Origin of the sequence: Arthrobacter sp. NPDC058288 (genome assembly GCF_042880995.1) — a bacterium.
In the GTDB taxonomy this organism is placed as follows: domain Bacteria; phylum Actinomycetota; class Actinomycetes; order Actinomycetales; family Micrococcaceae; genus Arthrobacter.
The window spans coordinates 44199-61522 of record NZ_JBHVYH010000006.1; the positions used below are offsets into that span (position 1 = coordinate 44199).

Annotated in this window: 17 protein-coding genes; 14 read left to right on the forward strand and 3 right to left on the reverse strand. The window is 65.7% G+C overall.

What is annotated here, in order from left to right; translation table 11 throughout:
* Positions 1-45 precede the first annotated feature (45 nt).
* From ACFVWT_RS15710 to ACFVWT_RS15720, 3 genes are all read left to right on the forward strand, one after another.
* Positions 46-438, forward strand: coding sequence for a DUF1304 domain-containing protein (locus ACFVWT_RS15710; protein WP_390249361.1), 393 nt, complete (start codon positions 46-48; stop codon positions 436-438).
* Positions 439-521: 83 nt separating this feature from the next.
* Positions 522-1868, forward strand: a complete 1347-nt coding sequence (locus ACFVWT_RS15715; protein WP_390249363.1) for an acyltransferase — start codon at positions 522-524, stop codon at positions 1866-1868.
* Entirely contained in the window at positions 1865-2221 is a 357-nt protein-coding gene (locus ACFVWT_RS15720) for a GNAT family N-acetyltransferase (protein ID WP_390249365.1), read from the forward strand. The genes ACFVWT_RS15715 and ACFVWT_RS15720 overlap by 4 nt, the downstream gene beginning before the upstream one ends.
* An 83-nt stretch (positions 2222-2304) precedes the next feature.
* Here the strand turns inward: ACFVWT_RS15720 and ACFVWT_RS15725 are convergent, their stop codons facing one another.
* Entirely contained in the window at positions 2305-3042 is a 738-nt protein-coding gene (locus tag ACFVWT_RS15725; RefSeq protein WP_390249367.1) for a GAF and ANTAR domain-containing protein, read from the reverse strand.
* Between the two features lie 129 nt (positions 3043-3171).
* On the opposite strand from ACFVWT_RS15725, the gene ACFVWT_RS15730 reads away from it, so the two are divergent.
* From ACFVWT_RS15730 to ACFVWT_RS15770, 9 genes are all read left to right on the forward strand, one after another.
* Positions 3172-3828 carry a hypothetical protein gene (locus tag ACFVWT_RS15730; RefSeq protein WP_390249369.1) on the forward strand — a complete coding sequence of 219 codons (657 nt, stop codon included), beginning with the start codon at positions 3172-3174 and terminating at the stop codon, positions 3826-3828.
* A gap of 513 nt (positions 3829-4341) precedes the next feature.
* Positions 4342-6231, forward strand: coding sequence for a glycosyltransferase family 2 protein (locus ACFVWT_RS15735; protein ID WP_390249815.1), 1890 nt, complete (start codon positions 4342-4344; stop codon positions 6229-6231).
* On the forward strand, positions 6228-6557 hold the full coding sequence (locus tag ACFVWT_RS15740) for an STAS domain-containing protein (protein ID WP_390249371.1): 330 nt from the start codon (positions 6228-6230) through the stop codon (positions 6555-6557). Before ACFVWT_RS15735 ends, ACFVWT_RS15740 begins: the two co-directional genes overlap by 4 nt.
* A complete protein-coding gene (locus ACFVWT_RS15745) occupies positions 6557-6988 on the forward strand; it encodes an ATP-binding protein (protein ID WP_390249373.1) in 432 nt (143 codons plus the stop codon). Before ACFVWT_RS15740 ends, ACFVWT_RS15745 begins: the two co-directional genes overlap by 1 nt.
* Before the next feature lie 189 nt (positions 6989-7177).
* Positions 7178-8761 carry a pyridoxal phosphate-dependent decarboxylase family protein gene (locus ACFVWT_RS15750; RefSeq protein WP_390249817.1) on the forward strand — a complete coding sequence of 528 codons (1584 nt, stop codon included), beginning with the start codon at positions 7178-7180 and terminating at the stop codon, positions 8759-8761.
* Positions 8758-10128 carry a lysine N(6)-hydroxylase/L-ornithine N(5)-oxygenase family protein gene (locus tag ACFVWT_RS15755; protein ID WP_390249375.1) on the forward strand — a complete coding sequence of 457 codons (1371 nt, stop codon included), beginning with the start codon at positions 8758-8760 and terminating at the stop codon, positions 10126-10128. Before ACFVWT_RS15750 ends, ACFVWT_RS15755 begins: the two co-directional genes overlap by 4 nt.
* The gene (locus ACFVWT_RS15760) at positions 10125-10703 is read left to right on the forward strand and encodes a GNAT family N-acetyltransferase (protein ID WP_390249377.1); all 579 of its coding nucleotides are present in this window, start codon (positions 10125-10127) and stop codon (positions 10701-10703) included. The genes ACFVWT_RS15755 and ACFVWT_RS15760 overlap by 4 nt, the downstream gene beginning before the upstream one ends.
* Positions 10700-12607 (forward strand): IucA/IucC family protein, encoded by a 1908-nt coding sequence (locus tag ACFVWT_RS15765; protein WP_390249379.1) that lies wholly within the window; start codon positions 10700-10702, stop codon positions 12605-12607. The genes ACFVWT_RS15760 and ACFVWT_RS15765 overlap by 4 nt, the downstream gene beginning before the upstream one ends.
* A gap of 9 nt (positions 12608-12616) precedes the next feature.
* On the forward strand, positions 12617-13393 hold the full coding sequence (locus ACFVWT_RS15770) for an SDR family NAD(P)-dependent oxidoreductase (protein ID WP_390249381.1): 777 nt from the start codon (positions 12617-12619) through the stop codon (positions 13391-13393).
* Here the strand turns inward: ACFVWT_RS15770 and ACFVWT_RS15775 are convergent, their stop codons facing one another.
* Entirely contained in the window at positions 13394-14458 is a 1065-nt protein-coding gene (locus ACFVWT_RS15775) for an FUSC family protein (RefSeq protein WP_390249383.1), read from the reverse strand.
* A 153-nt stretch (positions 14459-14611) separates the two neighbouring features.
* Positions 14612-16204 carry an MFS transporter gene (locus tag ACFVWT_RS15780; RefSeq protein ID WP_390249385.1) on the reverse strand — a complete coding sequence of 531 codons (1593 nt, stop codon included), beginning with the start codon at positions 16202-16204 and terminating at the stop codon, positions 14612-14614.
* 487 nt (positions 16205-16691) lie between these two features.
* Here ACFVWT_RS15780 and ACFVWT_RS15785 point away from each other — a divergent pair, with 487 nt between their 5' ends.
* Positions 16692-16931 carry a hypothetical protein gene (locus ACFVWT_RS15785; RefSeq protein WP_390249387.1) on the forward strand — a complete coding sequence of 80 codons (240 nt, stop codon included), beginning with the start codon at positions 16692-16694 and terminating at the stop codon, positions 16929-16931.
* 74 nt (positions 16932-17005) lie between these two features.
* Positions 17006-17260 (forward strand): hypothetical protein, encoded by a 255-nt coding sequence (locus ACFVWT_RS15790; RefSeq protein WP_390249389.1) that lies wholly within the window; start codon positions 17006-17008, stop codon positions 17258-17260.
* Positions 17261-17324: the final 64 nt, after the last annotated feature.

Genomic DNA, 17324 nt, shown 5'->3' on the forward strand with positions numbered 1-17324 from the left:
GATAAGTGGACAAAAACTCCCAACGGGGGAGGCTAGGATCGAGCCATGATCCCGGCCTCCCTCGTTTTTGCGTTCATCGCCGCCCTGCTGCACGTCTACATCTTCACCATGGAATCCGTCACCTGGACCCGGCCGGCCACGTGGAAGCGCTTTGGTGTCGCCTCGCAGGCCGACGCCGAGACCACCCGGTCCATGGCCTACAACCAGGGCTTCTACAACCTGTTCCTGGCCGTCGGCGCCCTGATCGGCATCAGCGCGGTCCTTTGGGGTGAGCCCCCGGTGGGGTGGACCCTCATCTTCGCGTCCTGCGGTTCCATGCTGCTCGCGGCCGCCGTCCTGGCGCTGAGCGGACGCAAGTACCTCCGGGCGGCCTCCACGCAAGGCACGACGCCGCTTCTCGCCGTCGGGCTCGGCCTCCTGGGGCTGCTCACCGCCTGAGCGCACGACTTCTGGCCCTTGACGGAGGCCCGGCGGACAATGGACAGTACGCAAAGAATCGTTCCGCCTCCGTAGGGAGCGTAATGGGTGTTCCGCAGCAGCAGAAGCCGCAGGCAAGCGCAGGGCAGGACCCGCCCGCACCGGACCGCGACGCTGTGATCGACCTTGCCCGTTTCTTCTGCCTGGCCCTGGTGGTGGTGGGCCACACCATGATGGTCAGCCCCGTGCTCCACCCCGACGGGACCGTCACCACCGAAAACACGCTTGCGCTGCAGGACTGGTTCGAGCCGATTATCTGGATCTTCATGGTGATGCCGCTCTTTTTCGTGGCCGGCGGCATCACCGGACTGCAGTCCTGGCGGCGGCTCAAGGCCCGCGGGGGCAGCGGCATCGAGTTTGCCCAGGCCCGGTTGCTGCGGCTTGTCCGCCCGGCCGCCGCGCTGCTGGCGGTGATGTTCGCCGGGCTGTGGGCCGCGCGGCTGTCCGGCGTCAAGCCGCAGGTGGTGGAGCTGATCGTCACCGGCGCCGGAATGCCGCTATGGTTCCTGGCCGCGTACCTGGCGGCCCAGCTGAACATCCCCTGGCTGGCGGCACTCCATGACCGTGCACCCTGGCTGACACTCGCCGGCCTCACCGCCCTGGTGGTGGCTATCGACTGCTTCCGCGGCGCCCTGCCGCTGCTTGCTTACGCCAACATCCTGTTCCTCTGGTGCGCCGTCCAGCAGCTGGGGTTCCTGCTGGCGGATGTCCCGCCCGGGAAGCCCGGCGCGTCCACGCTGGTGGGGGTCATCGTCGCGAGCAACCTCATCCTGGGCCTGGTGACGGGCCTGGGGCTGTACCGCGGCAACATGCTGGTGAACCTGAATCCGCCCAACCTTTGCCTGTTGCTCCTGGGCGCGGCGCAGGCGGCCGCGCTCCAACTCTCCCGGCCGGTGCTCAGCGGTGCGGCCTCGGCGCGGTGGGTCCGGGCCGTGGTGGGGATGGCCGGACGGCGCGCCATGACCATCTACCTGTGGCACCTGCCCCTGCTGGCCGCGATGTCCGGGCTTCTCCTGCTCACCGATTTCCCCAAGCCGCCGGCAGGTACCGCCGCATGGTGGTGGTCGCGGCCGATGGTACTGCTCGGCGTCATGGCGCTCCTGCTGCCTGTCCTCGCGGTGTTCGGGCGGTTGGAAGAACGGCCGACGGCGTCGGCCCACTCCCGCCGCCGGCCCGCCGCCGCGGTGGTCCTCGCCGTCGTGGCGGTCTTCATCCCGGTGGTTGACGCGGCCATCAACGGGCTGACGCTCGCCCTCTTGGGCGGGGGAGCCGCCTGCTTTGCGCTGGCCGTGCTCCTGCTTGGCCGGATCCCGGTGCGTCCCGGCGGCGCGCCGGGTGCCCCCGGCGGACCATTGCCACAGGGGCCTTTAAGTGCCAATGTCGAACCATGACGGAGAACACGGCATCCACTGAAGACACGTTCAGCCCGGACGTCACCACCACCCGGAATGATGCCCTTCACCGCTACGAGCTTCATGTCGGCGGGAAGCTGGCGGTCCAGTCGCGTTTCGTGGACAGACCAGGGCACGTGGACTTCATCCACACCGACACGTCGGAGGAGTTCAAAGGGCAGGGCCTGGCAAAGGTGCTGGCGCATTTCGCCCTCGATGACGTGGTGTCCGCCGGCAAACGGATCATCCCGCATTGCCCCTTCATTTACGGCTACCTCAAGAAGCACGACGCCTATGGTCAATTCATCGACTGGCCCGAGCAGCCGCCCACGGACCCCGTTACTGCATCCTAGGCTGTCGCTTTCCTAGGGTTGCGCCGCTTCCTAGGTTTGCGCCCGGCCGTTGACGGCCGTTGACGGTGACCTGGCCGTCTGGCCTAGCCGTCGAAATGTGTGGCGGATGTCCCTGGGCTGAATGATTCCACGAGCTTTTCCGCCACGACGCGGAGCTTTTGGTTCCGGCCACTGGAAGCCTTGGTGAGGATGGCCATCGCTTCTGCCTGCGAGCACCTGTTCTGGCCCATGATGATTCCGGCCGCGAGGTCTATCGCCGTGCGGGACTCCATCGCGGAGCGCAGGTCCTTGGCCAGTTGCTGCTGGACGCCGATTCTTACCGCCAGGCGAAGAGCCTTCTCTGTATGCAACGCAAAGAGTTCGGCTTTCTGAATTGCCGAGACACCAAAGACGTTCGAGTCGCGAGCAAAGACATTCAGCGCCGCCGCTGCGCCGGAGTCCAGGGTGAGGGGGACGCCCAGCACGCTCAACTGTCCCAGCGAGGCGATCGCGTGGCCGTAGTCGGGCCACCGCGGGTCAGTGCGTGTATCGCTGACCAGCACCGTGGTGCCCGTGGACATCGCGTGGAGGCAGGGGCCGTCGCCGTAGTTCTGCTGGATCTCGTCGAAGAGGCGTGCCTCCGGGTTGCTCCAGGCTGCCGTGGTGGTCCGGTGGTGCCGGCTCAGCGTGACAGCGCAGGAAACCTCCTGGCCGAGTGCGCGCGAGAGGGAGCCAGCGGAAAGCTCGCAGAGTTCCGCCAGGAATCCGTTGACGTCCTGGCTGCTGATGACCAGATCCTGCAGCTGTTCGGCCACGGGTGTGTCCAGCGTGATCTCGTCCATGGTTCAAGTTTAGTTCTGGCCGAAGCGGAATGCCCCGGCCCGGAAGCGCAGCTTGTGGCGCGGGCAACAATTTCGTATGGTTTAGGTGAGTTATGAAGCTGGCTCTTGGACGTCTCATTGGGAGAAGCCTTGAACCATAAATTGCGTGTGCTGGTCCGCGTGGATATTGATCCCGGACGGGTGGCCCTGGAAGTCACCGGATGCCTGACTCAAGCCAATTACCCCGTGCTGCTGCACATCATGCGCCGCGGGCGCCGGCTCTCGCCGGAGCAGGACATCACCGTTGACCTTCACAAAACGTCCCATCTTGACCCCGAAGTCCTGATGTACCTGCGTCACATCGCGGGCCAGGACGCTGAAGGCAGCGCCGACGCTTTCCGGCTCACCCTGGCCGAGCCCGCGGAACTTCCCATCTGCCTTGAGCATGCCGGGCTGGCGCGCGGCGAAGAGACCAGCCTGGACGGAGAAATCAACGCCCTTTTGGATGCTGATGCCACCTCCGGGTTCGACATCGACGGCGGTGCGGCAGTCGCCGGGGAACAACGCACGATTGACGGGCTGGAGCTGTCCGAGTACCTCGAGGGAAACCTGGATCCCGCATCAACTGTCCGGGCGTTGTCCGACGACGCCCTCGGCAAGCTGGCCGACGCCCTGTACCGGCACCTGGACACCCGCAGCCCTTCCTTTGGGGCGCACACCTGGTACGAACTGGCCGCCGAGGAACTCCACCAGCGGCACCTGACGGAGCCGGACGGACCATCGCAGGAGGAAGTCGCGGCCGGCTGACCTCGCACCGACGTTCCCGGATCATATTTCGCTCCGGGCCTTGGCCCTTTTCCGTGCCGGGCAGATAAGGTGGGACTGACTCAGGACAGTCCGCCCTTCCCGCTCCACCGGTCTCACACCGGAGCCGGATCCTCACCGGGCGGCTGACTGAACCGACGAGGATCCAGGGGGACAGCCGGGCGTGCTGGGGCGTAGCGTGGTGGATTCCGGGCCGGAAGCATGGGGACTTCTACAGGACCGGCCTAGTAGGCGTGCCCGGGCGGTGGCCGGCCTGGACGCCGCCGACGGCTTTGAGCTGTTCGAAGAACTCGCAGCCTGCGCAATTGGTGTACGGAGGCAGCCATGACACCGCGCCAGCTGACACCGCGCCAGCTGACACCGCGGCAGCTGACACCGCGGCAGCTGACACCGCGCCAGCTGACAGTGCGCCAGCTGACACCGCGACAGCTGACAATCAGGCTGATTGTCCTGGCCACGGCCGTCCTCGGCCTGAACTACATTATTTGGCGCTGGATGGTGTCCATCAACTGGGAGGCATGGTGGATCGCGGTTCCTCTGGTCCTGGCTGAAACCTACTCACTGGTGGACTCCCTGCTGTTCGGCGTCACGATGTGGCGTTACCGGCAGCGCGACACGCCGCCACCCCCGCCGCCCGGCCTGACCGTCGACGTGTTCATCACCACCTACAACGAGCCGTTTGACCTTGTGATGGGAACGGCGCGGGCGGCGAAGAACATCGAGTACCCGCACCGGACCTGGATCCTCGACGACGGCAACCGCGCGGAACTACGGGCCATCGCGGAAGCGGAAGGCATCGGCTGGATCACGCGGTCCGAGGACTGGGCCAACCGCCCGCGCCATGCGAAGGCCGGCAACCTGAACAACGCGCTGCTCGCCACCGACGGCGAGTTCATGCTGATCCTTGACGCCGACCAGGTGCCGGACCCCATGATCCTGGACCACACCCTGGGCTATTTTAACGACCGCAGGATGGCGCTGGTCCAGACGCCCCAGGTGTTTATGAATGTCCCGCCCAATGATCCGCTGGGCAGCCAGGCGCCGCTGTTCTACGGGCCCATCCAGCAGGGCAAGGACGGGTGGAATGCCGCGTTCTTCTGCGGCTCCAACGCGATCATCCGCCGCGAAGCCCTGATGCAGCTGGGCGTGATGCGCTACGTCTCGGAAACCGAGCTGGCGCTGAACAAGGCGCTTCGGACGGCGGACAAGGTGGTGGCCAAGGCGAGGCGGCAGCTTGGTCCCGGGCAGGAACGGCTGGCTGCGGCGCTGACCACAGTGGCGGCGGACCTTCGGCAGGTCCGCCGTGAGCTTAGCGACGGGCAAAGCATCGCCGACGTCACCTACCGGTTCCAGGAACGCGTGGACACCGTGGCCCGGACCCTCGTTGCTGAAGACTTCGCGGCCCTGCACGCCGAGCTGAACTCGATCGAGGGGTTGTCCCGGACCATCGACGCCGACGGCTCCCTCGCGGTCATCGACGACGTTGCGCTGGACCGGCTGTCCCAGCGCGACTGGTCTCCGCTGGGTGCGGTGGAAACCGTCCGGGTCCTGATCGAATCCGTCAACGCGGAGAAGGCCGGCGAGGCGCAGGCCGTGATGCCGCTGGCCACCATCTCCGTGACAGAGGACATGGCCACGTGCATGCGGCTGCATTCCCTCGGCTGGGAATCTGCCTACCACCACGAAAAGCTGGCCGACGGCCTGGCCCCGGAGGATCTCGACTCGATGCTCACACAGCGGCTCCGGTGGGCGCAGGGCACCATGCAGGTCATGTTCCGGGAGAATCCGCTGCTGCAAAAAGGGCTGAGCGTGGCCCAGCGGCTGATGTACCTGGCAACCATGTGGAGCTACCTCGCCGGCTTCGCTGCGGTGGCTTACATCGCGGCCCCGGTCATCTACCTCACGCTGGGGATCCTGCCGGTGCAGTCGCTGAGCAACGAGTTCTTCCTCCGGCTCATCCCGTTCCTGGTGGTCAACCAGATCCTGTTCCTGGTGGTGGGGCGCGGGGTGAAGACGTGGCGCGGCCAGCAGTATTCCCTGGCCCTCTTCCCCACCTGGATCAAGTCCGTCACTTCCGCGTTCGGCAACGTGTTCCTGGGCCGGGACCTGGACTTCCGGGTCACGCCCAAGACATTGCAGGAGCGCAACCGGCTGCCGTGGCACCTGGTCCGGCCGCAGCTGATTGCCATGGCTGTCCTTGTCCTGGCTGTCGTTGTGGGCGTCATCCGCCTGCTTCTGGGTCAGGGCGATGTCCTGGGCAGCTCCGTCAACTTTGTGTGGATAGCCTTCGACCTGCTCATTTTCAGCGTGGTCATCGAGGCTGTGCGCTACCCCGGCTACGATGCCTGGCTGGACAGCAATAAGAAGAAAGAGGTAAGTCAATGATCGAATTCAGCAACGAGACCCTGGCCAACGGAGTGGGCGTGATCCGTCCCGTGGGCCGACTCAACATGGTCTCCGCGCCGCACCTCGGCGCCAACATTGACGCGCTCATCAGCGACGGCACGGTCCGGCTGGTGGTTGACCTGGCCGGTACCGATTTCATTGACTCGTCCGGCCTGGGAGCGCTGATTACCGGGCTGAAGAAGACGCGGCAGGCCGGCGGCGACCTCAGGCTGGCCAACCCGACGGCGCAGATCACGGCGGTCCTGGAAATGACCAACCTGAACAAGGTGCTGCAGCCGGTCGCCTCGGTGGACGGGGCCTATTGATGAGCAGCCAGTTCGGCCTGCGGGCCGCCGCGGTTCCGGAGAGCCTGGAGCTGATCCATGAGCTGCTGGAGGAAGTCTGGGCGGGCGAACCCGGAATCGAGCCCATGGACCGCATCCGGTTCGAGACTGCGCTCATTGAGGTGGCGTCCAACATCATCGAGCACTCGCAGCCGGCCAGCACCGACCCCGTTCGGTTCGTCCTGGCGGTGGAGTGTGAACCGGAGCGGTTGTACGCCGAGTTCACGGACAATGCCCGGCCCGCCGGCATCGACCTGTCGGCGGCAGAACTGCCGGACGACATGTCCGGGAGCGGCCGCGGACTTGCCCTCGCCAAGGTGGCCCTGGACCAGTTTTCCTACGCCAAGGAGGACGCCGGCAACCGCTGGACGCTGCTGTGCCGCCGCAAGTCAGCAGCAACCGCCACGCATTAGGCGGCGAAGTTTGCCTTAACCGCGGCATCGGGAACAGTCAATGACGCCCCATTGAGCCTCAAACACCCCGATAATCCTCCAATTTAATAATTAGCTCACAAAAGTTTGACTAAAAGGTTTACCTAAGTAAGGCTTACCTTGCTACGTTGGCGCGCCGCCAAACGCCTACCAAAGGAAAACCTTGTGACGCTGTTGCCCCCTGTGGACCCACAACCGCCGGGCCTCCCTTCCCCGACTGCCGGGCCAGACTTCGGCTCCCGGGTGGAGTTGGCCCTCGCCGCCACCAACCACCTGCTCAACTCCCGCAACGCGCCGCGCTACGTGGCCCAGGTGCTCCAGGGCGTCAACGCCGTGGCCACCAAACTGGAGCGGACCACCAAGCCGTTCACCGGCGTCGGACCCCTCGAACTCAGGGAACGCGTCGCCGCCGTCGATCTGGGCATCCCATTGCCGGATACCGCTGCCGCGCTGGCTGAACTTGAAGAGGTGTACCTGAAGGACGCCGTCTACTTCCACGACGCCAAGTACGCGGCCCACCTGAACTGCCCCGTGGTCATTCCGGCGCTGGTGGGGGAGAGCATCCTGTCCGCCGTCAATTCCTCCATGGATACCTGGGACCAGAGCGCGGGTGCCACCATGATCGAGCGCCGGCTCATCGACTGGACCGCGGAGCGGCTGTCCCTGGGCGCCACAGCGGACGGTGTGTTCACGTCCGGCGGCAGCCAGTCCAACTTCCAGGCGCTGCTCATTGCCCGCAACCACGCAGTTGCCGGGCTGCGGAAGCTACCCGGCAAGGAGTCCCTCCGCCTGCCGGGCCTGCTGGACAAGCTGCGTATCTTCGCGTCGGCTGACAGCCACTTCAGCATCCGTAAGTCGGCGTCCATGCTGGGGCTGGGATACGACGCCGTCGTGCCGGTCGCCTACGGACCCGACCATCGGATGGACCCCGCTGCGCTGGCGGCCGCACTCGCGCGGACTGCCGACGCCGGCCTGGTGCCGATGGCCGTGGTGGGAACAGCCGGGACAACTGATTTCGGCGCGGTGGATCCGCTCGCCGAGCTCGCCACCCTCGCCAGGGCGTACGGAGCGTGGTTCCACGTCGACGCCGCCTACGGCGGCGGGCTCATGGTTTCGGGCCGTTACGGCCACCGGCTGGACGGAATCGGGCTGGCGGACTCTGTCACCGTGGACTTCCACAAGACCTTTTTCCAGCCTGTCAGCTCAAGTGCCCTGCTGGTGCGGGACCGGGCCATGCTGCAGCATGTGACCTACTATGCGGACTACCTCAACCCGGAGAGCGCCGTGCTGGCGGACATTCCCAACCAGGTGGACAAGAGCATCCAGACCACGCGGCGCTTTGACGCGCTGAAGCTCTGGCTCACGCTCCGGATCATGGGGACGGATGCCGTGGGTGCGCTGTTGGACGAAGCGATCGACCTTGCGGCCCGCACCGGGCAGGCCCTGGCCGCGGATCCTGACTTTGAGCTGGCCGCCGAGCCGCAGCTGAGCACGCTCGTGTTCCGTTACCGCCCGGTCCTTGCTGACGGCAACCGGCTTGCTGAGGACTCCGCCGACACCCTCAACCCGGCCATCCGGGCCGCAGTATTCGCCTCGGGCGAGGCGGTGGTGGCCGGCACCAAGGTGGCCGGCAGGCACTTCCTGAAGTTCACGCTGCTCAACGCCGAGGCTACTCCCGAGGACATCAACGCGGTCATCAACCTGCTCCGCAGCACCGGCGAAGCGCTGCTTGCCGGCCGGGAGGCCTCAGCATGAGCGCGGGCAAGCCCGACGCCCCAGCATCCGGCACCTCCAGCACCTCCAGCACCTCCAGCACCTCGGGCGCCGGCCGCATTTACGACGTCGCCGGAATCGGCGTCGGACCCTTCAACCTGGGACTCGCCGCACTTGCGGAGCCGGTGGCCGGGCTCGACGCGGTGTTCCTGGAGCGCCGCGACTCGTTCGACTGGCACCCCGGCATGATGCTGGAGCCCGCCCACCTGCAGGTCCCGTTCATGGCGGACCTCGTGACGCTGGCGGACCCCACGTCCCCTTATTCGTTCCTGAACTTCCTGAAGCAGTCGGGCAGGCTCTACCGCTTCTATATTCGGGAAAGCTTTTACCCGCTCCGCGCCGAGTACAACCAGTACTGCCAGTGGGTGGCCGGCCAGCTCGAATCGCTGCGGTTCGGCACTGACGTCCGGGAGATCACGTACGACGACGGCGTGTACACGCTGTCCGTGGACGGCCCCGAGGGGCCCGAGCTGCTCCGCGCGCGACGGCTGGTGCTGGGCACTGGAACGTCGCCGTACGTGCCGGCAGCCTGCGGCGGAATAGTAATGGCGGCAGCCAACGGCGGCGGTGTAGTGCTCCACAACGCCGACTACCTGGCGCGGAAGAGTGAACTGCAGAGGCAGCGGAGCATCACCATCGTGGGCAGCGGCCAGAGCGCCGCCGAAATCTACTACGAGCTGCTCCAGGAAATCGACGTCCACGGATATGGGCTGAACTGGGTTACGCGGTCCGGGCGGTTCTTCCCGCTGGAGTACACCAAGCTCACCCTGGAGATGACGTCACCGGAGTATGTGGACTACTTCCACGGGCTACCGGAGGAGCAGCGCGACGGCCTGATCAAGAGCCAGAAGAACTTGTACAAAGGCATCAACTCCGAGCTCATCGACGCCATCTACGACCTCCTGTATGCCAAGAGCCTCTCAAACGCCGTGGATACGCGGCTGCTGACGCACTCGGCACTCACCGCGGCCTCGTGGTGTCCGGAAGCCGGCACCCACACCCTGCACTTCCGGCATGAGGAACAGGGCGGCGGCTACTCGCTGGAGACGGAGGCCGTGGTGCTCGCCACCGGCTACGGCTACCGCGAACCGGAGTTCCTGAACGGGATACAGGACCGGATCGCCCGGGACCACCGAGGCAGGTTCGCGGTGGAGCGCAACTACAGCACCGGCGTCGAACCCGGGGAGATCTTCGTCCAGAACGCGGAACTCCATACCCACGGCTTCGTCACGCCGGACCTCGGCATGGCCGCTTACCGCAACTCCTGCATCCTGCGCGGGATCTGCGGGCGCGAGGTCTACCCCGTGGAACGGACCATCGCCTTCCAGGAGTTCGGGGTGCACGCATGAGCTTCACGTTCCGCTGCTTCGATCCGGAATCCGACGCGGAACTCCTCCACAGCTGGGTGGCCCTCCCGTACGCCGCTTTCTGGGGGATGCACTCCGCCACCGTGGCGGACGTTGTCGAGGAATACTCAAAGATCCAGTCCAGCGGGCACCACCACGCGCTGCTGGGGCTCGACGACGGCGTTCCCGCCTTCCTGATGGAGGAGTACCTTCCGTCCTTCTCGCCCCTGGCCGGCCTCTACGCCGTGCAGCCGGGGGACATCGGCATGCACCTCCTGGTGGCTCCGCCGGCCGGGCCGCCGCGCACCGGCTTTACCGCCGCCGTCATGGAAACGGTTTTGGACCGGCTCTTCGCGAAGGACAGGGTAGAGCGCGTGGTGGTTGAGCCGGACGCGCGGAACCATAAGATCCACGTCCTCAACGAACGGCTGGGATTCCGGCCTGCCGGTGGGATCGTTCTGCCGGACAAACAGGCCCTCCTCAGTTTCTGCACCCGGGAAGCGTTCACTTCCGCCCGTGCAGCCCTCCATTCATCCCCGATCCACCAGTCCCCGATCCGCCAGGGAGCATCACTATGACCATCGCTGACCTTGAACCCGTCCTGACCGCGGGCAACGCGGCAACACACCTCACCCCGGAACGCTGGGCTGCGGCCAACCGCCACCTTGTCCGCAAGGCGCTCGCCGAGTTCTCCCACGAGCGCATCCTCAGCCCGGAACGGACCAGCGCCGGGGACCCGGCCCGGGGTGGCACGGGAGCGGCAGCCCGGTCCCGGGACTACCGGGTGCTCAGTGACGACACCACGGTTGAATACCGCTTCTCCGCAACTATCCGGCCCCTTGAGCACTGGTCCGTGGATGCCGACTCGATCACGTGTAGCCGGGACGGGGAGGATGCAGCCCTGGATGCCCTCCGGTTCATCACCGAATTCCGCGACACCCTGGGGATCCGGCCGGAGATGCTCCCTGTCTATCTTGAGGAGATCAGCAGCACGCTCTCCAGCCATGCATACAAGCAGTGGATGGGCCAGCCGTCCTCCGCTGAGCTGGCGGCCGGCGTGACGCGCGGCGCGGATGCGGCCACGGACTTCCAGGCCATTGAGCGGAGCATGACCGAGGGACACCCCTGCTTCGTGGCCAACAACGGCCGGTTGGGCTTCGGCATCAACGATTACCGTGCCTTTGCTCCGGAAGCCGGCGCCCCTGTTCAGCTGGAATGGATCGCAGTGCACCGGAGCAAGGCAGTGTTCACCTCCAGCGAGGGACTGGACTATGCCGCCCACCTGGAAGCCGAACTGGGCACGAACACCGTGGCCTCTTTCGATGCCAGGCTCACCGCCCTGGGACTGGACCCGGTCCGGTACTTCCTGATGCCGGTGCACCCCTGGCAGTGGGAGAACAAGCTGACGGTCACCTTTGCCGCCGAAATCGCCCGGCAGCACATTGTCCACCTCGGCCTCGGGGCTGACAGCTACCAGGCGCAGCAGTCCATCAGGACATTCTTCAACACGTCCGCGCCGGAAAAGGCGTACGTCAAGACGGCCATGTCCGTCCTGAACATGGGCTTCATGCGGGGGCTCTCGCCGCTGTACATGAAGGCCACGCCGGCAATCAATGACTGGCTTCAGGAGCTGATCGGCAGCGACGAGGCCCTGCGGGACCGGGGACTTGCCCTGATCCGCGAGGTGGCCGCCATTGGATACCACAACGGCTATTACGAGGCGGCTTCCATCAAGGATTCGCCGTACCGGAAAATGCTGTCGGCGCTGTGGCGGGAGAGCCCGCTGACGTTGCTGAAGGACGGGCAGCAGCTGGCCACCATGGCCTCGCTCCTGCACGTTGACTCGGCCGGCAAGCCCATGGTGTCCGCGCTGATCGAACAGTCCGGGCTCGAACCGGGGGAGTGGCTGCGGCGGTACTTCGAGGCCTATCTCGTCCCGCTGGTGCACTGCCTGTACCGCTACGAGCTGGCGTTCATGCCCCACGGGGAGAACGTGATCCTGGTCCTCGAAAACGGCGTGCCCGTGCGTGCGGTGATGAAGGACATTGCGGAGGAAATCGTAGTGATGGGGGACCGGCTTGAGCTGCCGGATGCCGTGTCCCGGATCAAGGTGGATATTCCCGACGGCGAGAAGGTCCTGGCCATCTTCACGGATGTGTTCGACTGCATCTTCCGGTTCCTCGGTGCCCTCCTCGAGGAAGACGGGGTGCTTGGCGGCGACGCATTCTGGCGCATCGCAGCTCAAGCCATTCGCGACTACCAGGCGGAACACCCGGAGCTCGTGGACCAGTTTGCCCGCCACGACCTGTTTGCGCCCGACTTCCAGTTCTCCTGCCTGAACAGGCTGCAGCTGCGCAACAACCAGCAGATGCTGGACCTGGCGGACCCGTCCGGGGGCCTGCAGATGGCAGGCCGGCTGGAGAACCCGCTCGCAGGGTCCGGCCGGGACGTTCCGGGGGAGGTGACCGGCTCAAGGGGCTAGGCTTCTGCCATGACGGAACAAGTTCCCGGAACCACAGCCCTGATCACCGGCGCCACCGCGGGCCTCGGCGCCGAGTTTGCCCGCCAGCTCGCCGAGCAGGGCCACCACATGGTCCTGGTCGCGCGGGACGCGGAGCGGCTGCGGGCCGCGGCGCATGAACTGGAAAACAACTACAGCATCACCGCGGAGGTGCTGTCCGCGGACCTGACGGACGACGCCGGAGTGGCCGCCGTCGTCGAACGCCTTTCCGACCCTGCGCGGCCGGTGGAAATCCTGGTCAACAACGCGGGGATCGGGTTGCTGAAGCCGTTCGACAAGAACAGCCTGGAAGAGGAACGCCGGCACCTCAGGCTGCATGTCCAGACGCCCATGGAACTGTGCCATGCGGCGCTGCAGGGCATGCTGGCGCGGGGTTCCGGCAGGATCATCAATGTGGCCAGCGTTGCCGCCTTCGCCAACCGGGGGAGCTACTCGGCGGCGAAAGCGTGGCAGGTGACCTTCAGCCGCTGGGCCAACCTGGCATATGCCGGGAGCGGGGTGAAGGTGACGGCGGTATGCCCGGGATTCACCCACACCGAATTTCACGACCGCATGGGCATGGACAAGACCGTGGCCCCGCGCTGGCTGTGGCTGAACGCTGACCGCGTGGTCCGGGAAGGACTGGCGGACAACGAACGCGGCCGCGCGGTTTCCATCCCCACCAAGCGGTACAAGATCGTCGCCGCGGCCTCAAGGATGCTGCCCGCCCGGTTCACGGCGGGGCCCCCGCGCAGGCCGGCGAAGTAGCTACAGCGATGCGCCGGTCCGGCGGCGGCGCCGGACCAGCACAATAACCAGGATGCCGATCACCGCCCCCACCACTGTTTCCACGGCGCGTTCGGTGATGAGGATGTAGGGATCAGCCGGGGCTGCGAGCTGCGTCATCAGCAGGATCACAGGGGTGAAGGACACCATGGCCAGGCCGTAGTGCCGCGTCATGAAAAGTTCGGTGGTGAACTGGAAGATGATCACTAGGAACGCCAGCACCGCGGCTTCCGCGCCCGGGAAGAACGCCAGCGGCGCCCACGGCACCGGAAGGAGTACGACGGCGACCACCACCAGCCCGAGGAAGGTCCCCATCATGCGGTGGAGGCCGCGGTGCACGCTGCTGGGCAGGTCTGCCCCCGCAAGGGGAACCGCCGCGGCCGCCATGGCCCAGTGCGGGTGGCCGCTGCCGCTGAGGACGCCGATGGCGCCGGCAGTTCCGACTGCCAGCACATACCTCGCCGCGTGGATCATTGCAGCGTAGCGCCGCAGTCCCCGCAGGGGCGCCGCGGCCCGGGCCGCTCCCGTCTGCCACCTCCGGCCCCGCACCCAGCCGCCAAAGCCGATGATGATTGAAAACGCCGCGGAGGCGGCAGCGATGAGGAGCGCCGCGAACCAGGGAACCGTTGCGGGCACTGAGGCGCAGGCACCGAGTGCAAGGATGCCGAAGAAGGGGCCATTGGGCTTCAGGTTCACCCTGTCGGAGAAAACCGAGCCGACGCCGGCGAGGAGCGCTTCCACCCCCACGAGCCACCAGGAATGCAGGTGGTTGACGGACAGGAAGACGCCAACGCCAACCCCGCTGAGCAGGACCAGTGCGGCCTGGGCCTGGTGCCTGAGGCGGAGCTGGTGGGGCTCCGAGCGCCCGTACATTCCGGTCAGGGCGCCGAACACGGCATAGATGATCAGCTCCGGGCGGCCGAGCACCAGCAGAACCAGAGAGGGCACGGCCACGCTCACGGCAACGCGCAGGGCAGACAGGTGATCACTGTTGGCCGGGCCGAGGCTGTGCAGGTCGCGGAGATGACGCCTGAGGGTGCGGGCCATGGGTACCTCCGGTCTTTCGTGCGTTCGTTTCGTTCGTTCCGTGCGTTCTTCCGCAAAAAGTCTGCCAGACGCGCGGGAGGCCTGCTTTGCACGCTGTCACAAAGGAACATCGTGCAAAGCAGGCCTCGACGGGCGGGGCGACTGACTACAAGGTCAGGTCCTCGCAGGAACCTTTTCGGTGTCCCGCAGCTCATCCTCAAACGGCATGTCGTCCAGGTCGATCAGGGGGTTCTCGTCCTGGGTGGCCACCAGCTCGCGGGCCTCCGCCTGGGTATCCACGCTAGGCATGGAGCCGGGCAGGGGACGGTTGGCGGATTCCTTCAGGAAGTAGATGGCCACTGCGCCAATGGCCGATGTGGCCATCAGGTAATACGCGGGCATCATGTCGTTGCCGGTCGCCTTGATCAGTGCCGCCACGATGAACGGCGTGGTGCCGCCGAAAATCGCTACCGAGAAGTTGTAGGCGATACCCATGGCGCTGTAACGGCTGGCCGTCGGGAACTGCGCGGGCAGCGCCGAGGCCAGGTTGGCCACATAGAACGTGACGGGGAAGGCGATCAGTGCCAGGCCGGCCAGAGTCGACCAGATCTCGCCGACGCCAATCAGCAGGAAGGCGGGAGTGGCCAGCACGATGGTGCTCACGGCACCGATCCACAGGACCGGGCGGCGTCCGATGCGGTCCGAAAGCTTTCCAGTCAGCGGAATGCACAGGCTCATGACGACCAACACCGGGATGGTCAGCAGCGTGCCGTGGACAGGGTCGTAGCCCTTGGCATCCGTGAGGTACGTCGGCATGTAGGAGGTCAGTGCGTAGCCTGCGGTGTTGGCCGCAGCCACAAGGATCATGGCCACAATAATGGGCCGCCAGTTGGCCTTGACAACGCCCACCGGGCTCTTGGAGGCAGCATCGGAGGACTTGGCAGCGTCCTTGCTGAGTTCTTCCTGGGCGTCCAGGGTGGCCTGGAACTGCGGGGATTCCTCAATCTTGCTCCGGAAGTAGACCGCGATGAGGCCCAGGGGACCGGCGAGCAGGAACGGGATGCGCCAGCCCCACTCTTCCATCGCAGCCTGGCCCATGGTCAGCTGCAGGGCTGAAACGAGGGCGGCACCCATGGCAAATCCAAGGTAGCTCCCAAGGTCAAGGAAGCTCGCGAAGAAGCCACGGCGCTTGTCCGGGGCATACTCGCTCACGAAGGTGGTGGCTCCGGCGTACTCACCGCCGGTGGAGAAGCCCTGCACGATTTTCAGCAGCACCAGCAATCCGGCCGCCCACAAACCGATCTGGGCGTAGCCGGGCAGAAGGCCGATGGCGAAGGTACTGGCCGCCATCAGCATCAGGGTTGCTGCCAGGACCTTCTGGCGGCCAACCTTGTCACCGAACCAGCCGAAGATCACGCCGCCAAGGGGACGGGCGATGAAAGTGGCGGCAAACGTGCCCAGCAGGAACAGCGTCTGCGTGGACGGGTCGGATTCGGGCAGGAACACCGGACCCATGGTGGTGATCAGGTAGCCGAACACGCCGACGTCGTACCACTCCATGGTGTTACCCACGATGGTTCCGCCGAGTGCCTTCTTGAGCATCGGCTTGTTGACGACGTTGACGTCGGAGACTTTGAGCCTGCGGCGAGGCAGCAGCCTCGGCTTCTTGGCGCCCTGGGGCGCAACGCCCTCAGGCAAAATATTGTCGGTTCCGCGGGCGTTGTTAACGCCTGCTGAAGAGTCGGTCATGCTTCGGTCTTTGGGCATTTGGGCTTCTCCCGTGGAGGTCATTTGCTTGCGACTTGTAGCTGCCCCGCTCCGGGCAGGCTTTCAATTTTACGCGAATTCCATGGAGTTTCCGAGTTCAGTGGCGTATGATCCCCGTTTCCGCGGCCAAAAGAGTGCCAAAACGAAAATTGTTTTGCGCCGTTTCGCCGTGCCAGCACTGGGAATGCTTCGATGTCACCCGTCTTTGCCAAAGCTTTTTCGATCACATGGCCAGAATGCGACCAAACGGGCCGAAAACGGGCCGGTTCACGGACGCGGCCGCCGCTTCGGGCCGGCGCCCGGAGCAGTCCGAACCGGGGGTTCCCAACCGGCCGGATTGCTGCCTAAGGTTGACCCATGGGAGGCGTACTTCCGTGTTGATCCTCCGGCCGACCCTCGTCGTCGTGACTTCTCCACCGCGATCTTGCAGCGTGTGCGTCCGCAACTCATGACCGCCACCCGATTCCGCACCACAAGGAGAACATCCGTGACTGACAAAGACACCCCCCGGAACGCCGAACAGGCGTCAGGCCCGAGTCCCGAAGCGAAGGATGCCGGAGCGCCGGATGCCGGCCAGGGCATCAAATCGCGGCTGACGGACGCGCAGCGGGAAATGCTGGCAAGCAAGTCCCGCGGCGGCGCAGGCTCGCAGAGCGTCTCGCACGGCCACAAGCCCACGCAGGCAAGCGGCAAGCAGGGCCCTGCCCAGAAAAAAGTCCGCTGGTAGGGCCTGCAGACAAGCAGTAACTGCAGTCCTACTATTGGTGGACACTTCATTTCAATGCGGAAAGGAAGAACACAATGGCTGAGAAGAATCCTGGGGAACGGCTGGAGCCGGAGCTCGCCAGTCACCTGACTGAATCAATGGACGAGGTGCCCGCGCCGGAGACTGAGCCCGTCGCAACCCCTGCCTCGGCAAACGGACCCAAATGGCCGGACGGCAGCGGGAAGCACAAGCACCCCAAGGATCGCGGCACGCTCCACGGCCGCGAACACGAGACTGCGGTGGGCGCTATCCACCGGACCAGCCGGCCACAGATTCCGCACCACGACTAGGGCCTGGAGTGCCGGATTCCGGCGCTGCAGTCACGCCAATGCCCCGGCACCCGCCTCCAACAGG